The 21,897-nt window shown below is 34.0% G+C and carries 18 protein-coding genes and 1 riboswitch; of the genes, 5 read left to right on the plus strand and 13 right to left on the minus strand.

Going from position 1 to position 21,897, the window contains the following annotated elements:
* Positions 1-90: 90 nt before the first annotated feature.
* From CXF59_RS04860 to CXF59_RS04870, 3 genes are read right to left on the minus strand one after another with little or no spacing between them, the layout of a single operon-like run.
* Positions 91-876 carry an ABC transporter ATP-binding protein gene (locus CXF59_RS04860; protein WP_198554634.1) on the minus strand — a complete coding sequence of 262 codons (786 nt, stop codon included), beginning with the start codon at positions 874-876 and terminating at the stop codon, positions 91-93.
* 27 nt (positions 877-903) lie between these two features.
* A complete protein-coding gene (locus CXF59_RS04865) occupies positions 904-1,884 on the minus strand; it encodes an iron ABC transporter permease (protein WP_198554635.1) in 981 nt (326 codons plus the stop codon).
* A gap of 52 nt (positions 1,885-1,936) precedes the next feature.
* Positions 1,937-3,079 (minus strand): ABC transporter substrate-binding protein, encoded by a 1,143-nt coding sequence (locus tag CXF59_RS04870; protein WP_101136649.1) that lies wholly within the window; start codon positions 3,077-3,079, stop codon positions 1,937-1,939.
* Positions 3,080-3,161: 82 nt separating this feature from the next.
* Positions 3,162-3,424, plus strand: a riboswitch (cobalamin riboswitch).
* A 99-nt stretch (positions 3,425-3,523) separates the two neighbouring features.
* On the opposite strand from CXF59_RS04870, the gene CXF59_RS04875 reads away from it, so the two are divergent.
* Positions 3,524-5,476 (plus strand): TonB-dependent siderophore receptor, encoded by a 1,953-nt coding sequence (locus CXF59_RS04875; RefSeq protein ID WP_232758652.1) that lies wholly within the window; start codon positions 3,524-3,526, stop codon positions 5,474-5,476.
* A 336-nt stretch (positions 5,477-5,812) separates the two neighbouring features.
* On the opposite strand, the gene CXF59_RS04880 is transcribed toward CXF59_RS04875, so the two are convergent.
* Positions 5,813-7,258, minus strand: coding sequence for a S41 family peptidase (locus CXF59_RS04880; protein ID WP_101136653.1), 1,446 nt, complete (start codon positions 7,256-7,258; stop codon positions 5,813-5,815).
* A 127-nt stretch (positions 7,259-7,385) separates the two neighbouring features.
* On the opposite strand from CXF59_RS04880, the gene CXF59_RS04885 reads away from it, so the two are divergent.
* Genes CXF59_RS04885 through CXF59_RS04900 form a run of 4 tightly spaced genes read left to right on the plus strand, consistent with a single transcriptional unit; the run spans position 7,386 to position 9,421 of the window.
* Positions 7,386-7,895: an RNA polymerase sigma factor gene (locus tag CXF59_RS04885; protein WP_101136655.1), complete on the plus strand. Its 510-nt coding sequence runs from the start codon at positions 7,386-7,388 to the stop codon at positions 7,893-7,895.
* Positions 7,882-8,337: a hypothetical protein gene (locus CXF59_RS04890; RefSeq protein WP_101136657.1), complete on the plus strand. Its 456-nt coding sequence runs from the start codon at positions 7,882-7,884 to the stop codon at positions 8,335-8,337. The genes CXF59_RS04885 and CXF59_RS04890 overlap by 14 nt, the downstream gene beginning before the upstream one ends.
* Positions 8,338-8,352: 15 nt before the next feature.
* Positions 8,353-8,883: a DUF4252 domain-containing protein gene (locus CXF59_RS04895; protein ID WP_101136659.1), complete on the plus strand. Its 531-nt coding sequence runs from the start codon at positions 8,353-8,355 to the stop codon at positions 8,881-8,883.
* Between the two features lies 1 nt (position 8,884).
* Positions 8,885-9,421 carry a DUF4252 domain-containing protein gene (locus tag CXF59_RS04900; RefSeq protein ID WP_101136661.1) on the plus strand — a complete coding sequence of 179 codons (537 nt, stop codon included), beginning with the start codon at positions 8,885-8,887 and terminating at the stop codon, positions 9,419-9,421.
* Between the two features lie 509 nt (positions 9,422-9,930).
* Here CXF59_RS04900 and CXF59_RS04905 read toward each other — a convergent pair.
* From CXF59_RS04905 to CXF59_RS04945, 9 genes are all read right to left on the minus strand, one after another.
* Entirely contained in the window at positions 9,931-10,185 is a 255-nt protein-coding gene (locus tag CXF59_RS04905; protein ID WP_101136663.1) for a helix-turn-helix domain-containing protein, read from the minus strand.
* A gap of 647 nt (positions 10,186-10,832) precedes the next feature.
* Positions 10,833-11,123 (minus strand): hypothetical protein, encoded by a 291-nt coding sequence (locus CXF59_RS04910; RefSeq protein WP_101136664.1) that lies wholly within the window; start codon positions 11,121-11,123, stop codon positions 10,833-10,835.
* Positions 11,124-11,148: 25 nt separating this feature from the next.
* Entirely contained in the window at positions 11,149-11,373 is a 225-nt protein-coding gene (locus tag CXF59_RS04915) for a hypothetical protein (protein WP_101136666.1), read from the minus strand.
* A 112-nt stretch (positions 11,374-11,485) separates the two neighbouring features.
* Positions 11,486-12,679, minus strand: coding sequence for a GIY-YIG nuclease family protein (locus tag CXF59_RS04920; RefSeq protein ID WP_101136668.1), 1,194 nt, complete (start codon positions 12,677-12,679; stop codon positions 11,486-11,488).
* Positions 12,672-14,606 (minus strand): DEAD/DEAH box helicase, encoded by a 1,935-nt coding sequence (locus CXF59_RS04925; protein ID WP_101136670.1) that lies wholly within the window; start codon positions 14,604-14,606, stop codon positions 12,672-12,674. Before CXF59_RS04925 ends, CXF59_RS04920 begins: the two co-directional genes overlap by 8 nt.
* A gap of 7 nt (positions 14,607-14,613) precedes the next feature.
* Positions 14,614-17,382 (minus strand): DNA methyltransferase, encoded by a 2,769-nt coding sequence (locus CXF59_RS04930; protein ID WP_101136671.1) that lies wholly within the window; start codon positions 17,380-17,382, stop codon positions 14,614-14,616.
* Positions 17,383-17,673: 291 nt separating this feature from the next.
* A complete protein-coding gene (locus CXF59_RS04935) occupies positions 17,674-19,911 on the minus strand; it encodes a DUF3987 domain-containing protein (RefSeq protein WP_101136673.1) in 2,238 nt (745 codons plus the stop codon).
* Between the two features lie 188 nt (positions 19,912-20,099).
* The gene (locus tag CXF59_RS04940) at positions 20,100-20,474 is read right to left on the minus strand and encodes a hypothetical protein (RefSeq protein WP_101136675.1); all 375 of its coding nucleotides are present in this window, start codon (positions 20,472-20,474) and stop codon (positions 20,100-20,102) included.
* Between the two features lie 51 nt (positions 20,475-20,525).
* Positions 20,526-21,827, minus strand: a complete 1,302-nt coding sequence (locus tag CXF59_RS04945) for a phage integrase SAM-like domain-containing protein (protein ID WP_101136677.1) — start codon at positions 21,825-21,827, stop codon at positions 20,526-20,528.
* Positions 21,828-21,897: the final 70 nt, after the last annotated feature.

The raw sequence follows: 21,897 nt of genomic DNA on the forward strand, positions 1-21,897 counted from the left end.
TGCAGTTTTTAAGACCAAGCTTTCAGCATTACTTTTCACACTCAGTTTTCAAAGTCAGTTGCTCCTCCTACGGAGGAGGTGGGAGGAGGATTACACAATCACAAACTTCCCTTTATTTGGATCAAAAACAATATGTTCGTCTTTGAATAGGGTATTGAAAGTTCCTTTGGAGATAAAATTGCAAGGTTCATCTTGAACAACAGCTTCGGGAGTCATAATAATCATTTCATCACTCAATTGTATGGCCATATCGATATCATGGGTAGAAAACAGAATGCATTTATTCGTTTCTTTAGTGAGTTTTTTCAAGAGTTTGAAAAGCGCCACCTTATGCAATAAATCCAAATGGGTAGTGGGTTCATCTAAAATTATCAGCGGTGTGTCTTGTGCCAAAGCTCTAGCAACTAACACTTTCTGCAATTGACCGTCACTGATTTCGTAATGTTTTTTGGCTGCCAAATGGCTGATTTGAGTCAGTTCCATGGCTTCGTTAATCTTGGAGATATCCGTTTCCGTCAGTTTTCCAATCCAGTTGGTATAAGGCTGTCTTCCTAAAGCAATCAGCTCAAAAACAGTCAAATTACTGGGCGGTAATTTTTCGGTTAGCACCACACTTAGGTTTTGCGCTAAGGTTAAGGAGTCTATTTGATGAATGTTTTTGCCATTAAGTGAAATAGTTCCCGAAAGCGGTTTCTGAATTCCGATAATTGTTCGAAGTAAGGTTGATTTTCCGATTCCATTCGCTCCAATTAAAGCAATTAGTTTTCCAGCCTGCAAATTCAAGTTCAGGTTTTCCGCAATAATAGTAGTCGCCGCTTTGGAAGTGTATCCAATGCTTAGATTTGATGTTGTAAGTATGTTGTTATTACTAATCATTTATAGGTGTAAAAGGTTTTTTTAAAATCATCCAATCATTTTTCGTTTTCTAACCAATAACCAAATAACAATCGGTGCTCCAAAAACCGAAGTAACGGCATTAATCGGTAGTGTGATATCTCCGCCGGGAACTTGTGAAATGCTGTCGCAAACAAGCATGATGCTAGCTCCAAAAAGTAGCGTACTCCAAAATAAAATAGTATGATTACTGGTCTGAAATACCAATTTTGCAATATGTGGAACTGCGAGTCCTATAAAGGCAATTGGGCCGGCAAAAGCAGTTATACTACCTGCCAAAATACTGGTGGCAAAAATGATAATAAGTCTAGTTGTTTTATAATTCAATCCTAAACTTCGGGCGTAATTTTCTCCCAGCAGCAGTGCATTTAACGGTTTGATGCTGAAGAGACTTAGAAACAGACCCAGTAGCACGCAAAGGAATAAAATGCCAATAGATGTCCAAGATAAATTACCTAAATTACCTAAGGACCAAAAGGTGAATTTTTGTAACTGTTCAGCGGTACTAAAATAGGTGAGTGTTCCCACAAGAGCGCTAGTCAAACTGCCGAACATCAGCCCCACAATCAAGATAGCCATCGTGTCGCGCAAGCGATAAGAGACGGCCAAAACGGCCATTAAAACTAAAAAACTTCCAAGACTTGAAGCCAATACGACTCCGTATGAGGACAGCATTATTGCAGCGAGGGATTGCGGTAAAAATGCCGCTCCAAGAATCACGGTGGCAACGCCTAAACTGGCTCCTGAACTCAGTCCTAAAACGTAAGGGCCAGCCAATGGATTCCTAAATAAGGTTTGCATCAATAATCCACTAATCGATAATCCCATGCCCACCAATATCGCGGCAATGGCTTTGGGTAATCTATAGTTAACTATGATATAGTTCCAGGTTTCTTTGCTCGTAACTCCGCCAGTAAGACTTTTAAACACTTCTTTTAGGGGAATGGAAACAGAGCCTAAACTGAGGTTAACCAGAAATAGACAAAGCATTCCAATGGTTAGGATGGTGAAGAGAACGGTATTTCGATTTGTATGACTCAATTTATTCTAATTTCTGAAAGAAAAAAAGCGTGTGGTTTGGTACTAATTCGGGATGAAAAATCTTTATGAAATCTTTTAAAACCCAGTCCGGACGAGTAGGAGACCATTCGAAATAGAGAATCCCTCCTTTAGCCCCCTTATTTAAAGCGTACGAATATACTTTTTTATTTTTAAATGCTTCAAATTCTCCGTAATGGGGATTGCTGTCGCTCATTTGTTTTAAAGAAGAAAAATCACCGGGAGCAATCCAGAATTCTGCTTGCTGAGCTTTTTCTAAAATGATCTCAAAGGGCAAGGATATACTTCCGGTGCCTTTAGTATCTTTCCATAAATAATCTGCTTGTGCGTCTTTTAGAAATAGAGAAGCCCAACTTTTACCTTGTGGCACATACCACTGATCCTGGAACATAGACCCACTAAGAACTGTTGGTTTTCTTGTCGCTTTTTTGGCTAAAGCTAAAGTAGTATTGTATTCTTTTTCAATTTCACTAAATACCGAAGTCGCTGTGGAGTCCAGTCCGTATAAAGCGCCAAAAAATTTAATCCATTCTGCTTTTCCAAGAGGGGTTTGTTCCGTCCAATCGCCATTGAACATAACTTTTAAACCACTTTTTTGTAAAATATCTAAAGAGGGATTGCTGTTGTTTAGTCCGAAACCAACAATCAGATTTGGTTGCATGTCAATTAGCACTTCCGTATTTAGGTTTTCATTTTTCCCCACTTCTCTAACCTTTCCCACATCAATCCGTTTTCGCGTTTTTTCGGAAGAAATATAATCGGTATTAGGGAAGCCAACGAGCGTATTTTCTACACCTAACATTTCCAAGGCTGGTATGTGTGTAGTTGAGGTTACGACAATTGATTTTATAGGAATTTGGATTGCGGTAAACTGCTTTATGCTGTCCGGAATGATTCCGTTTTTTTCTTGCAAAACATAGGTGAAATTTTCTTTGGCTCCAGGCCAAGGTTTGGTAATTTTAATGACTGAATAGCCACCATACCTATAGATTTCTAATCCTTTAGCATATTTGATTTCATTTTTTACAGTTGCCGTTTCGGAACTATAAATTTCCTTTTTTTTCTTGCATCCCATGGCAAAAAAGGCAAACAACAAAACAGTAAATTTTAATACATTTAATTTCATAAAATGATTTTCAGGAGTTGCAAAGGTATATTTAATCCTTTTTAAAAATCAAATTTTATTTTTTATTCGCTGTATAAAGTTATATTTGCAACCGTATTTAGGTTGCTGTTTTATTATTTAAAACGGCATTAAAAGGGAATCAAGTGAAATTTTAGGAACTACGAATTTAGATTTAGGAATTTAAATTCCAAATCGTAATTCCAAATCAAAATTCTTGAGCTGTACCCGCAACTGTAAGCTATCAAGCTTGTTGTTATCTACAAAACCACTGTTCCGACGATCCGGAATGGGAAGGTAAACAACAAGACGCAAGCCAGGAGACCTGCCTTTTACATCGTGTATCAAACTTTCGGGAAAAAAGGTTTGGGTATGGGTTATTTCATACTTTCTTCCCATTTTTAGTCATGTAACGGCAAGAGCTGTTATTAAAAATGTTTTATTAAAATGAACAACAAAATCGTTCGTATTAGTGCGTTATGCGTGCTGATGAGTGCTTGTGCCTTTGCACAACAAAAAGAAGCTGCTTCTGCTCCAAAGGAGTTAAATGAAGTTGTAATTTCCGATTCTAAATTTGCTTTGGCAAAAGAAAAGTCAGGAAAGGTAATTGTAAAAATTACCGCTGAAGAATTGTCTAAGAAATCAGGTCAATCTCTTGCTACTATTTTAAGTACCGTTGCAGGCCTTGAGATAAATGGAAGCCAAAGCAGTGCCGGTAAAAACCTTGGCTATTACATTCGGGGAGGTCGTAACCGACAAACCCTTATTTTAATTGACGGAATCCCGGTAACAGATGCTTCTGGGATCAATTTAGAGTACGATTTACGTCTAATTCCTGTGGAGCAGGTGGAAAGTATTGAGATCATGAAAGGGGCGGCGAGTACCTTATACGGTTCAGGTGCTGCAGCCGGAGTTATTAATATCACTCTAAAAAAAGCAGGAAAGAAAGCAATTGCGGGAAATGCCTATATGAATATTGGGACGCAAACCACGGCAGATCGAACTAACTATCGTCCTGAAGATTACAACCAAGGGCTTTCTGTTAATGGAAATTTAGATAAATTTAATTATTATGCTTCTTTAAACAGCACGGAGACAACAGGAATTTCTGAAGCTGCAGTTGCACAACCAGCGGCTTATGAAGCAGATCGTTTGTCCCGAATAAATTCATTGCTTAAAGTGGGTTTTTCGCCAACAACAAAGCTGTCATTAAACTTTTTTGCAAATTACGATAGGATGAAAAATGATTTTGACGGAACATTTGATAATTTCAATAATCCTGATACCCCATTAAATGTTTCGAAGTCGGAACAGTTTCGTCTCGGGTTCTCTCCGAAATATAAGTACGAAAAAGGAGAGTTTGTTTTGAATTCGAGTTTCAACACTATCGAAAGAAATTATAATACTTTTAATAGCTATTCTAATTCGGTAGACATTAGCGATTATAAATCGAGAAGTGTCAATGTAGATGCATTCAATAAATATTCATTCAGCAACCAATTTTTTGTAGTGGCCGGAGGGCAGTTTCAATTCCATGAAATGGATTCGAATACACCTTATGACTCCATTGTTGGGGAGGAAGCAAAATTTAATTCAATCGACCCTTATTTGACAGCGGTCTATAATTCTGATTTTGGTTTAAACCTAAATGTTGGTGGGCGCTTTAATATGCACAGTGTTTATAATAGTAATTTTGTTTTTAATGTGAATCCGTCCTATTCTTTTTCTGAAATTCCATTGAAACTATTGGCATCGTATAGTACCGCTTACATTACTCCAAGTTTGTATCAATTGTATTCTCCTTATGGCAATTTGGACTTAACTCCTGAGGAGAGTTCTACTATAGAAGCAGGGTTTGAATTTTCATTATTGGATAAAAAACTGACTTTAAATACCATTACTTTTTACAGGGAAGAGCAAAATCCATTTGGGTTCTATACAGATCCTGATACTTATGCTTCGAATTATATCAATATAGTGGGAAGAAATAATGCCAAAGGAGTTGAAACGATGATCTCTTATTCTTTTTCGAATGCTTTGAAGATTAATGCAAATTATACATTTACTCAAGTGGAAGAGCCTTTAAGTAGATTAATTCCAAAACATAAAGGAAATATTTCTCTAGATTATCAGGCAACAGCACGATCTTTTTTTAATATCAATTACCAGTATGTTGATCAAAGAAAAGATGCTTTCTTTGATGGAGGAACGTTTGCCACAACAGCTGTTCTTTTGGATTCATATCAGTTGTTTAATGCGATGGCTAAATATGATGTTATTAAGAACAGAATAAATGTTTTCGTGTCAATAAACAATATCTTAAATGAAGAGTTTGTTGAAACAGTGGGGTATAGCACAAAAGGAAGGAATTTTAAAATAGGAGTGAACGTACGGTTTTAATAGTACTCTCTTTAGAATAAAAAAAAGGGCTTTCAGTGATGAAAGCCTTTCTTAGTTTTAATTTAATGTTGATATTTAATCTAAATTTGAAGTAGCAATTTTGTTCCTGATCATCAGTTAGATATTTGCAATCGGTTTCATTTGTTTTACAATCTTTTTTTCATTGTCACCTTCGAAAGTCGCTCCAAAATCAGAATCTCTATGAGAGGCATCAATAACAACATGTATTTGTTTTGACTCGGAAGGAGTTGGTTTTACAAAAGCAAAGCATTGCAGTTAAAGTCAAAAATAATTTGGTTGCGTTTTCATATAAATTTATCGCCTCCTTTTTATGAATTAGTCCAACGCTTTCAAAATGCCTTCTGGCGCTTTTTCGATATACATTTGATTTTGCAGACCATTCAAAGATTTTGCGTCTTTAAAATAGTTGAACTCTTTTTCAGGACTTTGTCTTAGCATTTTGCCCGTTCCTGTAATTTTTCCTATTGCAGTACTTAATAAAGGTTCGGTTGTGTTTCCAAGGATATCCAAATCCCCTAGATTTTCTTTAAGTTGAATAGTAGGTGTCAGTCCGTTGAAGTAATCACCGAAACCGTCTGCATTTACTATTTTTAAAACGATTGGCTGCATGGCATAACGGTGATTTGGATTTCTATTCTCTGTTCCAAAAGTGGGGGAGTCGTATAGCGTAACAGAGCCCACATTTTTACCGGTGGTTACATCGCCTATTTGAACAACATCCATATAAGGTTTCAATCCGTTTATAACAAGCTCGCTTGCTGAGGCGGAACTTTTTGTAGTAAGGATGTAGATTTTGGTTAAATTCAAACTATTTATGGACGTGTTCCCTATTTTATCCGTAAACAGATTTTTTAACGCATCAGGATTATTGGATTCAAAATAGCTGTTGATTTTTTCATTCCATTGTTGCTTTGCAAAAACTTTTCCAGTGTATTGTCCGGTAATCATACTGGCCAGACGGGTAGCGGTCAGCACAGATCCTCCTGAATTGTATCTCAAGTCAAGAACCAAGTCGGTGACAGCTTGTGATTTTAAACTTGCAAATGCTTCGTTTAATTTATTGTCATAATCTGCATAAAATCCATTGTACATCAAGTAACCAATTTTATGTGTTCCATTAGTGATGACTTTATTTATTAAAATTGGATTTTCGGCTAATACTGTTTTAGTCAATGCAACCGATTCCCCATTTGGTGTAATGGTTCCGGCATTATAATCTGCTAAATTTAGAGTGTAAGATTCTAAGGCTAACAAAGATTGGTAATTACTTACCGTAAGTTGTGTTCCATTTATACCATAAAAAATACTGCCACGTCGAATGTCCTTTGTTGCTGCATCTGATCCTGGAATAATATAGCGCGCATAACCAAATATTTCTGTGGTACTGCCGGCTTTGTAAACTAATCCAAATTCGACCCCATCATTCTTAGTGGTCCCTTGAAGTGCTCCTTCGAGTTCTAAATAGTCATCTACGATCCAGCTGAACCTATCGATCGACTTGTCGACTCTTAATGCATTAAATAAATCTTCAGGAACAGGATATCCTCTTAGGAAAGTGTTCAGTGCGTCTTGTGATGCAAAGCGGTCATCAGATAAGTTAGGTACATCTGCTTGCCATAAATAATATTGGTTTAGTCCTTTCCAAATAAAATCTTGAACTTCTAGGTTTATCGGTGCCGCAGTATCATCCATGTCTTGACAACCTTGGAGAGAAAAAACTACTAAAAAGAGTAGTAGTGCAAATTTATAAGTAGGTTTCATATATATCGGGTAATTTTTGTAATATACGTAAAAATACTATCTTTAGTTTTAATTTTAATCTTTTTTGTAACAAAAATAAAACTGTTTCGTCTTGATAGTATAAGCCGGACTAATAATTTATTTATTTATGAATGAAATAGAGTTTTTGCAGATTACGGTTCCATTCAAAGACAAAGTCTTTCGATTAGCAAAACGATTGCTTAAAAGTACAGAGGAAGCTGAGGATGCCACTCAAGAGATTTTGTGTAAATTATGGAGTAAGAATGAAAACTTAGATAAGCTTAATAGTGTAGAGGCTTTTGCTATGACCATGACCAAAAATTATTGTTTGGATCAGTTAAAGTCAAAAAGAGCTGAAAACATGAAGATTAGTCATGATAATTTTACTGACAAATCGGCAAGATTAGATAAGATAGTTGAAGACGGAGACAGTTTGAGTTGGGTTGAAAAAATCATTAATCAATTGCCGGGACAGCAAAAATTAATAATTCAGATGCGGGACATTGAACAATATGAGTTTGAAGAAATTGCAAAAATACTGCAAATGAACGAAACGGCTATCCGAGTGGCACTTTCAAGAGCAAGAAAAACAATAAGGGAAAATATGAATAAAATTCACAGGTATGGAATTGAATAAAATAGAAAGTTTAGTTGAAAAATACTTTGACGGTGCAACTAATGTCGGAGAGGAGAAAGAGTTACGAAAATATTTTGCTTCAGCTGATGTTGCGCCTCACTTAAAACAATATAAGCTGATGTTTGGGTATTTCTCACAGGCAGCTGCGCAGGAGTTGGAACAAAAAATTGTATTACTACCGATGGTTCAGGATAAAAAACGAATTAAAGTTTGGCTGTCGATTGCTGCCTCAGTTGTCGTAATGCTTGGTGCGGGGACCTATCTGTATTTTGACACGGAAGTTTCAAGCCAAAACCTTGGAACGTGCGACAATCCGGAGGCAGCGATGAAAGAAACCCAAAAGGCATTGGCAATGTTGTCGAACCATGTGAATCTTGGCATAGAAAGTGTTATAACTCTTGAGAAATATGAGGATTCAAAAAATTTAATTTTCAAACAATAATAAATATAAAAAAAAATGAAAAAACTTATAATCACATTAGTAGTTGCATTAATTACAAGCCCGTTTTTTGCACAAACCGTTTTTGATAAATTTGACGGACAAGATGATGTTACGTCCATTATCGTAAATAAAAAAATGTTTGAATTAATGAGTAAGGTTAAAGTGGACGCTTCTGATAAGGAAACGCAGCAATACATGAATTTGATAAAAAAGCTGGACAATTTGAAAGTCTTTACTACAAGTAGCGCAAGAGCGACTACTGATATGAGGTCAGCTGCGGAAAAGTATATAAGAACAGCAGGTTTAGAAGAATTGATGCGTGTCAATGACAGTGGTAAAAACATTAAAATATTGGTGAAATCCGGAGCCACAGACTCTCAAATAAAAGAACTGTTGATGTTTATCGAAGGCGGGAGTAAATCAAATGAAACTGTTTTGATGTCGTTGACGGGTAACTTTGATTTGAATGAAATTTCAGTTCTTACTGATAAAATGCGAATCCCTGGAGGCGAGGATTTGAAGAGAGCAACCAAAGGGAAAAAATAATATGAAAACGATTTATAACATCACAATTTTTCTGAGCCTTTTAGTTGTTGGTTGCAATTCAGAACCGACGCTTCAGAAATATTTTGTGGAAAACACGGAAAATAAAAATTTCATTGCACTGGATGTGTCGCCGAGTATATTGAACGTTGACAAAGCGCAATTATCCACGGAGCAGATTGGAGCTTTAGAGTCATTTGACAAAATGAATGTTTTAGCATTTAAGCTTAATGAAACCAACAAAGCGCAATTCGAATTAGAACGTGCAAAGGTTAATCAGATTCTAAAGAATAAAAAGTACCAGCAGCTTATGAAGTATGGTTCTGGTTCGGTAGGAGCCTCAGTGAGTTATGTAGGGTCAGATGAGCATATAGACGAGTTTGTATTGTTTGCAAATAGCAAAGAGGCCGGATTTGCCGTCGTACGGGTTTTAGGTACCGATATGAACGCTAATTCTATTGTCACATTGATGTCCGTTTTGAAAAGTTCTAATATCGATATGGCACAATTAAAGCCTTTACAGGAAATGTTTAAAAAATAAAAAAACACAGTTATAAATAAAAGCGTCCCGGCAATTTGTCGGGACGCTTTTTTATGGATTTTATTTTAGGTTAGACATTAAAAATGGATGCCTGGCAACTATTTTTTTCGATTCACAGCGGTTATTTGAAGGATGCATGATTCTTGTGAGTAACGGTATTCGGGGGGTTTTTGTATAAGAGAGGAAACCTCCTGTTCTCTTGATTGGAAGTCCATAGTGTAATCTTGACCTTTTCCTGTTTTATTGTACTTTTTGAGTGACGACGTTTGTAATTGATTTCGTCTTTCCCAACAAAGCTCCGCTTTGAAAAAAAAATGCTATTAAAATAATCAAGCTAGCTTGAAATTATTTTAATAGCATTCGTTTTTATTCGTGACCACGGTGGGATTCGTTTAATTCTATGTTAAAGCTTACTCTCATTGACTTTCATGTGATTAAAATATAATTTGTAGCAACCATTGTAGCGACCAAGTGTATCGCTAAAACACTATATTTCACTATATTTTCGATTAAAATTCTACGAATGATATATCCGAATTTAGCTCTTTTAGAATTTTAGCAAGCACTTTTATAGTTAATCCTTCTTTTTTTTCAGACTCAACTTGGCTTATATATCCTTTTTGTTTAGGGTCGCCAAAGATTTTTTCTGCTAAATCGCTTTGTGTCATTCCAAGTACTAATCTTTTTTCTTTTACAAATAATGCAATCTTGTGCATCATCACTTTATTTTCGTCTTGGCCGTTTTTGTCCATTTTGTTTCCCATGTTAATACTAAACAAGATATGAAATATCTTTTAAATAAATTATATAAAAATTCAAGTAACTTATTATAATTTAGTCGCAAAGTACTCATAGGTCTTCCTATTTGTTTGCTTTTAAGGTAATAAATCAAGCTGTCGGGTATATGTTGGGAAAATAGATTTTGTAGATTTAAAGCAGCCAGTAAACACTGGTACTTTATGTGTTTATTTGTGACCCAACTACGATTAAATGAAAAGTTGATATGAACTTCTGGGATCAAAACCCAAAAAATATTTATTTAAAAAAAATAATCGTACCCCCATACCCTTTTATTTTTTAGTTTCTTTTTGTGCGCAGTTAGAAGGATAGGGGGGTAGGCTCACTTTAACAAAGAGATTTTTTGTTTTATATTCATATAACTTAAACTAACATTTGAAATTATCTTTTAAAAATATTCTTATAATAAAAAGAACTGTTACTATACGTTTTTTGAGTTAATAGGGCCGTTTTGTGTTGATGATGTATACGATGATGGTTTACACGCGAGAGAATTTTGAATAAAATAGAGTTGCAACGCTACATATACATTTGGTTTTATAAAAGCAGTTTGTCTTTTACATATAAAGACATGACTCGATTCATAGATTAATGCTAAGACTTTATTTCTTTTTTATTTTGTTTTCAAAAAAACTTCTCTTTCGTATAGGTCGATAAGTCCTATTCTTGGTATGCTCGTTTTTGTAATTTCATATTTAAGGTAATTGTATAAGTATATATCTTCTAGAATTAGAGGTTTGTCTTTGAATACCTCAATGTCAAAATTTTTAAGAAATGTTCTTAAAAATATTCTACCACCATAAATGGTTATTTTGGAAAGTTTTTTATTTAAATCGGCAGCTTCTTCTGTAGTGAGGTATTTACAAGCTTGTGTATGTATAATATAAAGTGGTGGATATTTCATAACTGTAAAATTATTTCATCTCAAATTAGTACTTTTTATTGACTTCATAGTCTGTATTATTTCTTATTTTTTTTGCTTTTTCAAATACTTCCCAAGTGTTGATTTCTGGTGTAGGGTAAATAAAATCTCTAGAAATACCATCAGCGTCTAATCGTTGACGAATATGATCTTTAAGACTTTTATGAATATTAAAGCAATTGTAAAAACTATATTTTTTAGCTTCTTCTGGGGATTTTCCATCCTTGTACATCTCGTCACCAATTAGCTCAATAGGTTTTGTTGGATGTGCATTCCAAAGAAAAACACCTTCTTGATTAAGTACGTTTTTGCTGTTATTTAATGAAAAAAGAATATCAGTGTCTTTATCTCTCCATTATAGACGTACTTTTAGCGTCATATTTATACTTCACAACCTCTCGGTTTATAATTAATTGAATAGCTTGTTCTATAACCTCCAGAGGGGCAATAAACCATTCTTGTGGTGAATGTCTTTGTTTTTTTTCATCATAAATATCAATATTAAGGCATGCTTTACCAAAGAAATTATGTAGCAGCTGCTCCAACTTTTGCGGGTTCATATTATAACATTTCCAAGATGTAACAATTTTAACGGGGGCCATTAAGTACGTTGGGTCTTTTTCGGCGTTTTTTATTCTCTCTTCAACTTGAACTTTAGAGTAACCAATTTTAAACAAATTATCGATTTCAATGATTCTGTCGTCTTTACTTTTAGAACGCAATACATAAATAAAACCTTCTTCCTTGTCTTCTTCAGTAATTCCTAAGAATCCTGATTCGATTTCATTATTTACTTCCGCATTATTTTGTGTTACAATTTTACCATTGGTATATAAAGCCCTTATAATTGATCTATATAACATGTTAGATTCTGTACCATTTTCGAAAACACATCTCGTTCTACCATTTTTTTGTACTCTTGAACCACTTGGAAAAGTTTCTTCGTTTTCGGTAAAATCTACATTTTCTAGGTAAAAAAGAATCCCATTGTGAATGTAATAATTGCCCTGTACTAAATTCTTTTCTTTGAAATCGAGAACCTTTCGAGAACCATTAGAAATTTCGTTCTGTACTTTTTTAAACATTTCTTCAAATTTGTCGAAATCCTTACATGGTTTTCTTCTGGCTACAAAATCCGTAGCAGCTCTTTCATCAGGTTTTGGAGTATATTTGAAATCAAATAAATCGGTGTCATCTTCTAATATATCAAACATATCATCGTTGAAAATATCCTCAATCGACTTGATTTCTTTTTTCTGAGTGTTTAATAACCCATGTACATCTTCATTTTCTAATAACAGACTTTTCTCTGGATTTTCCCTAATCCCCTTTAATCTTGAATAGAGTTGAAACTCTGATATATTGGTTGCATTAGGTTGTGGCTCCACCTTGTTTTTTAAAAAGAAATCATTAATTTCATTAAAAGTAGCTAGCAAACGTTCATCTGCATTTTTAGCATTTGACACTTTGGGCTTGACATTTAGAATATCAAACTCATCATCATTAAAAATATCGTTAAGAGCTTGATGTTTATCCATTTGCCATTTGTTTTCTTTTTTCCTCTTTTAAGTAAATGATACATTCCGCCATTCTTCTCTCTAGTGGATCATTTGATTGTAGACTAGGCTCTTTGTTGTACATTTTTTTAAACTGTACTATTTTGGGCCATAAAATCTTGGCTTCTTCAAAATCCATTTTGATCCGTGTCGCTTCAATTGTGTCTTGAATTACTTTTAACACCTGCGTAGTTACTGATTTGGATAGAATTTCAAATGCTTTTTGGAATGGATTTATAGTGTCTATCAAGTCAATATGAATATCATCTATGTTGATGAATTTATCAGTCATTCTAATAAAACGCTGGTCTCCCACCTCTTTTATTTCTCCTGCTTTTATTACAGAATCAACCACTACATATTGACGAATTTCTTCAATTTCTTCATCAGATAACTCAGGGTATTTAATTCTAATAATTTTAGGTATTAAAACTTTATTGATTACTTCAGGGTCCACGTTTCCTGGTATTGCTTTAAGCATAATGTCATCTTGCAATATGGTGGCCTTTAAGTCATTTAAATCTGATTCAACTATATCTTTTACTCTTTTAGAACTTGGTTTCTTAAATCCTCTTATTTTAATTACCCCTGGTTCAATATCGCCATCATCATTATCAAGTTTAGTTTTGAACTTAAAATTAGGCGCCAGTACTTGTTCCATAAGCAAAGATGCTGTTATGGCTTTGAGCATATTGTTGGTAGCTAATTTCACATCGTCTTGTATCGCTTCTGGTTGGGCAATCAAATTGGTAAATTGTGCGTGTGTTTTATTATTGCTATCTCGTGTACAACGACCAATGATTTGAATAATTTCGGTTAATGAACCACGATAACCAACGGTTAAAGCATGTTCACAAAAAGGCCAGTCAAAACCCTCTTTTGCCATACCTAATGCAATAATTAAATCCATATTATCTACAGATTTTACATTTCTAAGATAGTTTACAATTTTGTCTCTTTCTCTTGAACTGTCTTCTACTAAATCAGCTACTTTAAGTACTTTTCCATCAGCATGTCTTTCTACATAAATAACACCTGTGTCTGAATCTTGCTTGATTACTTTACCTATTGCATCAATAATAAAATCGACTTCATTGTGTTTGTCTTTTGTAGATTCCCCTGAATTTACATTTGGAATGTGAATTATTGTTTTTTTATTCGTGTCTAAAACTTCTAGGATTGCCGAGGTGTATTTTCCTGTGTAAAAGTGGTAGCCAATACCCAATGATTTTAAGAAGTTGTACCCGTTTAACTGTTCGTAATAATTGTAAGTTACTTTAGTGAACTTAGCTTCATTATCGGGAGTTAAAATAGGCACTGAATCCCCTCTAAAATAAGATCCAGTCATTGCAACAATATGAGCCGTAGATTTGTTCATTATCGCTTTTAATAATTCACCTAATTTATTGTTTGCATCAGCAGAAACGTGATGAAATTCATCGATTGCCAAAAGGGTATTGTTAAATTTAGCATCGTCTAATTCCTCACAAGCAAAACGCAGTGTTGCATGGGTACAAATTAATATCTTTTCATCACTATCCATGAACTTATGGAAAGCTTTTACTTTACTACTGCTGCCATCATCTCCAGGAGTACATAAATTATAATTATCATTTGGTTCCCAATCAGAGAAAAAACCTTCTTTCATTAAGTTGGTTTTAGAAAACGAACCTCCAATTGAGCGTTCAGGAACGGCAACGATCACTTTCTTAATTCCTTGATTGATTAATTTATCGAGAGCCAAAAACATTAAAGCACGAGATTTTCCCGAAGCTGGTGGCGCTTTTAATAATAAATATTGTGCGTCACGAGATTCAAAGGCACGGGTTTGCATTTCGCGCATACCCATAGTGTTGATTTTGGTACTATTTCCCGTTTGGTGGTAGTTTACGTTTACTAAATCTGGCATATATTGGTTATTTTAGTTTTTTGGTTTTCTTTACTTTTTTCGCGGCTTGAAATAATGTATCTTTTTCCTTTTCCTCCGCTATCATTTTTTCATAGAGTTTGAACAAATATTCTAAACGTTCTTCATCGCTCTCAAAAGGTTTAGAGCGGTAACAACGTTCTACTGCTAAATCATTTAATCTGTGTGCTTCTCGTAAACCTTCAGGCATTTTATCAGGATCATACTTTTGCGCCAATGTTTTTTCAGAGTGGTTTTCACGCTCTTCAAGAATCCTAAATACACATTGTGTTAATTCTTGTTTTTGAGCTTCTGAAATTTTTGGAAATGGAAATGTATTATAAACAACATTTTTTGAGTATTGACAGCGAGTTTCCAATCTACCACCTACGGTTTTTAACCATACCATGTGCATTAAAGAAGTTGTTATACCAAAAACTTCTAAACTATTGGTAACTATTGTAAAAAAAGAGTCAGTAACTTTATTGTTACCATCTAGAAAGTCAATTGGGATATACTTTCTGTTTTCAGAAGATACTCTTGGTACAATTATACAATTTTCATCAGCAGGTTGTGTGATTTGGGCGAATAAATGTGGTATTTTCGATAATTGTGGTCTAGATGAATTTTCTCTTATTTTTTTAACTTCATTTACAACATTCATTACTTTCGGCAAAGAAACAAGTTCTTGTTCTGTAATATTTTCTAACCATAAACACCATCTTTCTCTACCATTCAAATGCTCTTGTGCGTTGATTAGTTTTTTAAACCATTTTTCTGAATCAGGTTCTTCAGAAATAAACGCATTCATTTCTTGTGTACTAAATAATAGTTTACCACCATCTGCCGGCATGTTTCCAAAATTCATTGGTGGTAATTGTGAAATTGGTTTGGTTTTAGAGAAAACAAAATTATTGTTAGTACCTGATATCAAGTAAGCATTAATGTTATTAACTTTTTGTTTTAAAGCTTCAAAATAAATAAATTTATCTAATATAGTTTTATTTGATAATCCAACAATAATAACAGAAACACCTGCATTGTCTTTTGCATTATTCCTCCATTTAAAAGAAGGGTGTGCAAAAAATATTTCAATATTCATTTCAAAAATATATGGCCATAATAGAGATACCTGCTCCCCTTGACAAATTGAGTTGGTTGAAACAAAAGCAAGTTTTGCATTACAATCTTTAATGAATATAGCACCTTTATAAAACCAAGCTGAGATATAATCTAAATCTTTGTACTTTGATAAATTTGATAAAACAGTGGTTAAATCATCTTTTTGAGTTTTATCTTGTTTTCTTGAGCCTTGATATGGAGGATTCCCTAAAACATAAATTTCATCATTTTCTTTTTTAGGACAAACTATTTCCCAATCAACTCTAGTAGCATTACCATGAACAATATTACCACCAGCTTGTAAAGGTAATGTTGGGTTTGCTGAGCCAAAAACTTCTTTGAATTTTTGGTTCATCTGGTGCTGTGCCAGCCACAAGGAAAGAATAGCAATTTCGTGAGCAAAATCATCTATTTCAATACCATAAAACTGAGCCAATTCTACTCTTGAAAACATGGAATGTTGGTATTGGGCCGCTAAGGTTAATTGCGCTTTAGGTATAAGTTCCAATTGATAGGGTTCAAATCCTGTAGCCGCTTTTTGTAATGTTTGTAATTGCTCTAAGATTTTAATTTCCAGTAATCGTAATTCTTTGTAGGCAATAATCAAAAAGTTTCCGCTACCACAGGCAGGGTCAAATATTTTTAGTTTGCTTATACGGTCTAATAGTTTATTTAGTTTTTTAGGTTCATTCTTACCATTCTCAAATTCTTCATATAAATCGTTTAAGAACAAAGGTTCTATGACTTTCATAATATTAGGAACTGAGGTGTAATGCGCTCCTAATCCTCCACGATGTTCTGGTAAAATAACTGCCTGAAACATAGAACCAAATATATCAGGATTTATGGCGGCCCAATCTAGTTCTCCAGCATCTATGATAGCCTGACGTGAACGACGCGTAAAAGCGGGTGTCGGGTGATTGTGTTGGAACAAACCACCATTTACATAAGGAAAGGCATTGAGGTATTCTGGTAAGTCTTTTCGTTTGTTTTCGGGTGTATTTAATACATTGAACAACTTATTTAAATACTCATTTAAGTCACTTCCATCAATTTGTGTGTGCGATGAAATAGCATTTGTAAACTGTCCTGGTTTGTATATGTCTGTATCTTCGGCGAAGAAACAGAATAACAAACGAGAAAGAAATACATTGAGTCCGTGAATAAATTCAGGAGAAGTATCAGGATTGTCTTTTTTGATTTCGTCAAAAAGCTTCACCATTTTTCCTGCTGCTTTTACATCAGTTGGATTTTCGTTTTGATGCGTTGCTTTCTCCATTCCCGCCCATGGCAAGAAGAAATCGAAATGTTTTGGTAAAGCTTCAAATTCAATATCTAAAGTATCAGTAGTCTTGGTGTCAATAGCCAATACCGTTTTGAAATCAGTAACGATAACAAAACGTTGTTCTTGCTTTAATTGGTCCTTACAAGCAGTAATTGCAATGTGTAAATCTTCGTTAAAAACTGGCTTAAAAAACAGCTTCTTCTTCCACGAGATTTCTCCTTCAATTTTAGAAAGGTTTAAATTACCTTTTTGTAATCTGGTAATGGATGCTTTGGGTAAACCGTAAGCCAACAACAATTCATAAATGAATGTTTCTTGGGTGTAGTTTAATATAAGGTTTTGAAGGTTTTCTTCAATTTGAGCAATGTTCATAAACTTATTATATTACAATTTTAATGCAATTAGCTTTTAGAATTAAATTCTGATATTTCAGTAGCTAAAGTATCGAATATTTAATTAGAATGAATGAGGGAAACTTAAAAGGCTTTTAATCTTTTAAACTATTTACATACTTTCTGGCTTGTTCTAATTGCATTTATGTAAATAAACGATATTTTGTAGGATTTTACTATACCCACTTTTAGTGATTTTTCTCTTTTATAAAAGTGGGTGATTTTATGTAAAACTTGATGAAATTGTAGTCTTCTTCATAACGTAAAAAGACTAAATCTTTTCATATACCCCATATTCAGGCTGTTTTAAGTATTTGCCTAAGCAGGATTTAAGGAATGTTCCCGCTGATCTTTCGGCTATATTGAAATTCTTAGCTAATTCAATCGCTTCTCCACGTGTAAATCGTTGCGGTAGTGCATCAAAGAATAATTTTTTGTTTTGCCCTGACTTAAAAACTCCACCTTCTTCTTGTTTCGGTAAGTTTTCGAACATAATAATGCTATGCTGCAAATAAGTTTTTATTAGTGTTAAAGCGGTTTCAAAATCAATATCAGAGCAATATACTTCTTTGTGATGATCGTTTGTGTCAAACTTTCGAATGGCTGTAAATATCATACACAATCGAAATAAAATGATTCCTAATCGCTTCACTACACTTTGAGCGTCATCACTAACAAATGTGCTTATTTGTATTAAATAATCACTGAAAATAGGATTGAATCTATCCCATTGTTCCTCTGTTAATGATACTATCATTTCGTCTCTTTCGAAAAATTCTACCATTTTAAACACTTGATTAGATTGTGTTTTGAAATAGTCAGTCAAATTAACTGGATTGCCCTTGGGGGAAGGATCTAGCCAAACAGCATCTGTTTTGAATACATAAAATATAAAACGACTAAATAAACCATCTTCTGCCGATGCAATGATATTAAAAACTTGTTTTGGCGTACCTGAGAGCGCTACAGAAAGTTGCGGATTGTTCACTTCTATAAACTCCCCATCTGTTTTACGACTAACAGATATTTTTTCATTATGAAAGGATTTGCGCAGCATATCAGAATAGGAACCCCAATCATTTTTAAAGGTCTGCCCTAAAGTATCGGCTTCTGTTTCGCAAATAATACCTCTACCTTCGTTCCAGTCTAAATGCTGAATTATTTTAGCATTACTGGTATTGGCAGGAATAAAAACTACTTTAAACTTTGGCTCTACTGGCATTGCTTGATTAGGCTCTAGTTTGTTTTTGCTTTTTAGCAATTTGTAAGCTGCTTGATCTTCTTCGTATATTTTTCGAGCTTCTTTAGATTCTTCTAGTAGTGTATTGTGGTACTTATCTCCTAAAGCTTTAGCAAATTTCAACGCTCCTTTTCCTGACGCAGCTGGCGCTAATATGAAAGAAAATAGACTTGGATAGACTACATCTCCACTATATAAGCCCGAAACATTGGGTAAACAACCCGAAAGAATGGCTAGTGCTCCTGTTAGAAAGGTGTCTTTTGCTCTATTCTCTCTGAATACTTGACAGCTTTCGAATAATATAGGAGGTAGATTGTCATAAACTGATTGCGGGATTATAGGTGTATGTTTTAGATAATCTTCTTCCTCTACTATTGGCTTTAAAACTGAATCCTTTTTTGTCACTACTTCGTTAGTTTGCAGGTTTGCGTACTTGGCATACTTTGCAAAGTCTGCAATCTGATTTTTGTAAGCGCTGTTGATCGAACTATTAATTTCTTTCTCCCCTAAATCAAAATTAGTAATGCAATAGTCTAGTACATCAGCTTCGTCTATCCCGATTCGATTGGTATTAGATGCAAACAGATAAATGAAATTGTTCCGATTGCCAGTTTGATATTGTTCTTTTTGCTCCGTGAATTTTAAGCATTTATCCAGTAAATCATCAATAGAAAGATTAGGGGTTTTATCCTTTTCAACTTTTGTGGTTATTTTAGTTACTTCATCTGCTACCTTAAAAATTTTTGAATCTTGATTTACAAATGTATTTGGATCATAAGAAACAAAACATAATCTGGTAATATCCTTGCATTTTGGATCAAAATCAAAACCTGTAAGTCCTTTATAATAATTAGCGACCTGATTGTAAGCAAGCACGTGTTTGTCTGCATTAGAATTGATTTTAATAAATACTTTGATGCCTTCCCCCCTTGGGCTAACAAACGAAGCAAGTGTAAACTTGCAATCGTTTATAATAGCCGCAAGATTGTCTAATTTATCTATAGGGATATGGTCGAAATCGAGGTTTACGATTTGAGAATAAGTTTTTAAAAACTCTGTTTTTCTTTGCTGATCAAATGTACCAGATGTAGTAAAGGCAGGTAACTCGCTTTTTAATTCATCTGCTCGTTTCTCTTTGCCTGATTGCATTGCATAACGAATAGAATTTATTTGACTTTGATATTTACCGTCTATTATGTCCTGGAGAACATTAAGAATATTATCGTCTTTTAATTTTGTTCCGAAATTCTTGTACGTTGATATTATCATTTGCTTATGTTATTTAAATATTAGACATAAAAAAAACCCGTATAACAAAGGAGTGGAGGCTTTGTTATCGGGTTATCTTATTCAATTCAATGTTGAGAAATCAGATAATCAAATCCGATTTCCACTCGCATTGATATTTGCAAATGTATAAACTATTAATAGAATATCAATATTATATAAATAAAATATTAATATTTTTTTAATAGTTCCTCTAGTAGTTTTTCTATTCGGAGTAAAGTGTCAGGGACAGAAGCAAAATCTTCGAGTGTTCCTTTTGGTTTATCGTTGGTGTTTGGATATATTGGTCTTTGTACAGGTGATACCTCTGCATTTAGAACTTCCCCTTCGCCAGTTATTATAAACTTGTAATTGACCTCAGGGAAGGTTTGAGTAATTCGGGCAGCCATATCATCGGATATTCCATTTCTTCCTTCTAATACATTGTATATACTCATAGCTGATTTGTATTTACATTTAGTAGCGAAACCATTTTTAGTAAGTCTTACAGCGTTTATAATTTGTAGAAGTATTTCAGGGTCTGTTAATCTTTTATTAGGGTCCATTTTTTTCTAATTTAAATTATTTTTTATTGCTAAAGTATTGATTTATTATTACTATTTGCTATTACTATTAATTTTTAACCCATCCCAATATTTTTTAAGTTCATTAGCGGATTGTCTGCTTGTTGATTTTACGTAGTGTAGCATCATATCTTCTGTTGCCCATCCACCAAGTTTGCAAAGTTCTGAATTAGGTATTTTACCAATATGGTTTGTTACAAAACTTCTTCTACAGATATGACTGGTTACGAGCTCGTGCTTTTTATATACTTTAACCTTCTTTCTTTTGGTTTTTGTTTTCTCGTCGACCTCGGTTACTCCACCAATCATTTCTTCATCTATATCTACTAATTGGCAAATCGTTTTAATATGTTTATTAAACTTCGGCTCAGATATTTTTGAAGGGAAGAAACCACCTCTTTTATTTAGTATGGTTTGAATGTGATCGTGTATAGGTAGTGAAACCCAAGTCCCGGTCTTCAGAGTCTTTATGTTAATGTAATCATCTTTTAAATCTTCTATTTTAAGTCTAGTTAAAAAGTCAGATACGCGTAAACCGGTCCATAAGCCAATTATAAAATTATCTCTCACGTTTTCCAAGGTATTATCGTGGCTTAAATCTAACTTGAATACCTTATTGATTTCATCGACGCTTAAATACGGGTGTTTGTATTCCTCTTCGTCTTTGGCCACGAATACTGTTTGTTTGTAGTTGCTGTTTACTTCAAATCCCAATTCTTCTGATCTGGTGCAAAAAAACTTGAATCTTCCCACCATTCTTTTTGCCGTGATTTCCGCGTATTTTTCATTGGTAAGGAACTCGGAAAAATCACTTAATAAATCGTTATCAATCTCTCTAAGTTTAATTTTATTTCTACCTTCAAATCGAATAATGATGTCGTTAAGTATTTTGTAATGCTTTTTGGTTTTAGCATCCATATATTTCCCCGCTTTTACCTTCCATTTAGGGGCTTTTTCTTCTAGCCACCAAGTAGCAAAATCAGTCAAGTATATATGATGGTTTAGATTTATTTTTTTGATTTCGTGTTTTGGTCTTAAAAAGAACTTTGAAATAATGTCTTTAAGCCAGTCTTGTGTGATCAATTTGCCCTGAGTATATGAGCTATTAAATTCATCTATAATATTAATTTTTAGCTTAGCAAGAGTGGAGTTTAATTCATCTCGATTTTGAACTGTAATTACATTTCTAATTTTTTGATTTCTCTTATCCCATACACTTGGATCGACAAATACGCCTGTCGAAACTGTTATGTCCAGCGATCTTGAATTTGTGAACCGAGCATATATGTTTGCAGGATTCTTTTTTGTCCTTAGGATTAAATTGATTGTTGCCATTACTTTTACTTTTAAAAGGTTACTATTAAATTATTGTTTGTCCGACATTTGTCCGACCAAATGTAATCAT

It is taken from the genome of Flavobacterium sp. ALD4 (assembly GCF_002836475.1).
Lineage (GTDB): Bacteria > Bacteroidota > Bacteroidia > Flavobacteriales > Flavobacteriaceae > Flavobacterium.

Coding starts and splice junctions, on each gene's coding strand:
- CXF59_RS04860 (WP_198554634.1), bottom strand. CDS start 876: ATGATTAGTAATAACAACATACTTACAACATCAAATCTAAGCATTGGA.
- CXF59_RS04865 (WP_198554635.1), bottom strand. CDS start 1,884: ATGCTTTGTCTATTTCTGGTTAACCTCAGTTTAGGCTCTGTTTCCATT.
- CXF59_RS04870 (WP_101136649.1), bottom strand. CDS start 3,079: ATGAAATTAAATGTATTAAAATTTACTGTTTTGTTGTTTGCCTTTTTT.
- CXF59_RS04875 (WP_232758652.1), top strand. CDS start 3,524: ATGAACAACAAAATCGTTCGTATTAGTGCGTTATGCGTGCTGATGAGT.
- CXF59_RS04880 (WP_101136653.1), bottom strand. CDS start 7,258: ATGAAACCTACTTATAAATTTGCACTACTACTCTTTTTAGTAGTTTTT.
- CXF59_RS04885 (WP_101136655.1), top strand. CDS start 7,386: ATGAATGAAATAGAGTTTTTGCAGATTACGGTTCCATTCAAAGACAAA.
- CXF59_RS04890 (WP_101136657.1), top strand. CDS start 7,882: ATGGAATTGAATAAAATAGAAAGTTTAGTTGAAAAATACTTTGACGGT.
- CXF59_RS04895 (WP_101136659.1), top strand. CDS start 8,353: ATGAAAAAACTTATAATCACATTAGTAGTTGCATTAATTACAAGCCCG.
- CXF59_RS04900 (WP_101136661.1), top strand. CDS start 8,885: ATGAAAACGATTTATAACATCACAATTTTTCTGAGCCTTTTAGTTGTT.
- CXF59_RS04905 (WP_101136663.1), bottom strand. CDS start 10,185: ATGGGAAACAAAATGGACAAAAACGGCCAAGACGAAAATAAAGTGATG.
- CXF59_RS04910 (WP_101136664.1), bottom strand. CDS start 11,123: ATGAAATATCCACCACTTTATATTATACATACACAAGCTTGTAAATAC.
- CXF59_RS04915 (WP_101136666.1), bottom strand. CDS start 11,373: ATGTACAAGGATGGAAAATCCCCAGAAGAAGCTAAAAAATATAGTTTT.
- CXF59_RS04920 (WP_101136668.1), bottom strand. CDS start 12,679: ATGGATAAACATCAAGCTCTTAACGATATTTTTAATGATGATGAGTTT.
- CXF59_RS04925 (WP_101136670.1), bottom strand. CDS start 14,606: ATGCCAGATTTAGTAAACGTAAACTACCACCAAACGGGAAATAGTACC.
- CXF59_RS04930 (WP_101136671.1), bottom strand. CDS start 17,382: ATGAACATTGCTCAAATTGAAGAAAACCTTCAAAACCTTATATTAAAC.
- CXF59_RS04935 (WP_101136673.1), bottom strand. CDS start 19,911: ATGATAATATCAACGTACAAGAATTTCGGAACAAAATTAAAAGACGAT.
- CXF59_RS04940 (WP_101136675.1), bottom strand. CDS start 20,474: ATGGACCCTAATAAAAGATTAACAGACCCTGAAATACTTCTACAAATT.
- CXF59_RS04945 (WP_101136677.1), bottom strand. CDS start 21,827: ATGGCAACAATCAATTTAATCCTAAGGACAAAAAAGAATCCTGCAAAC.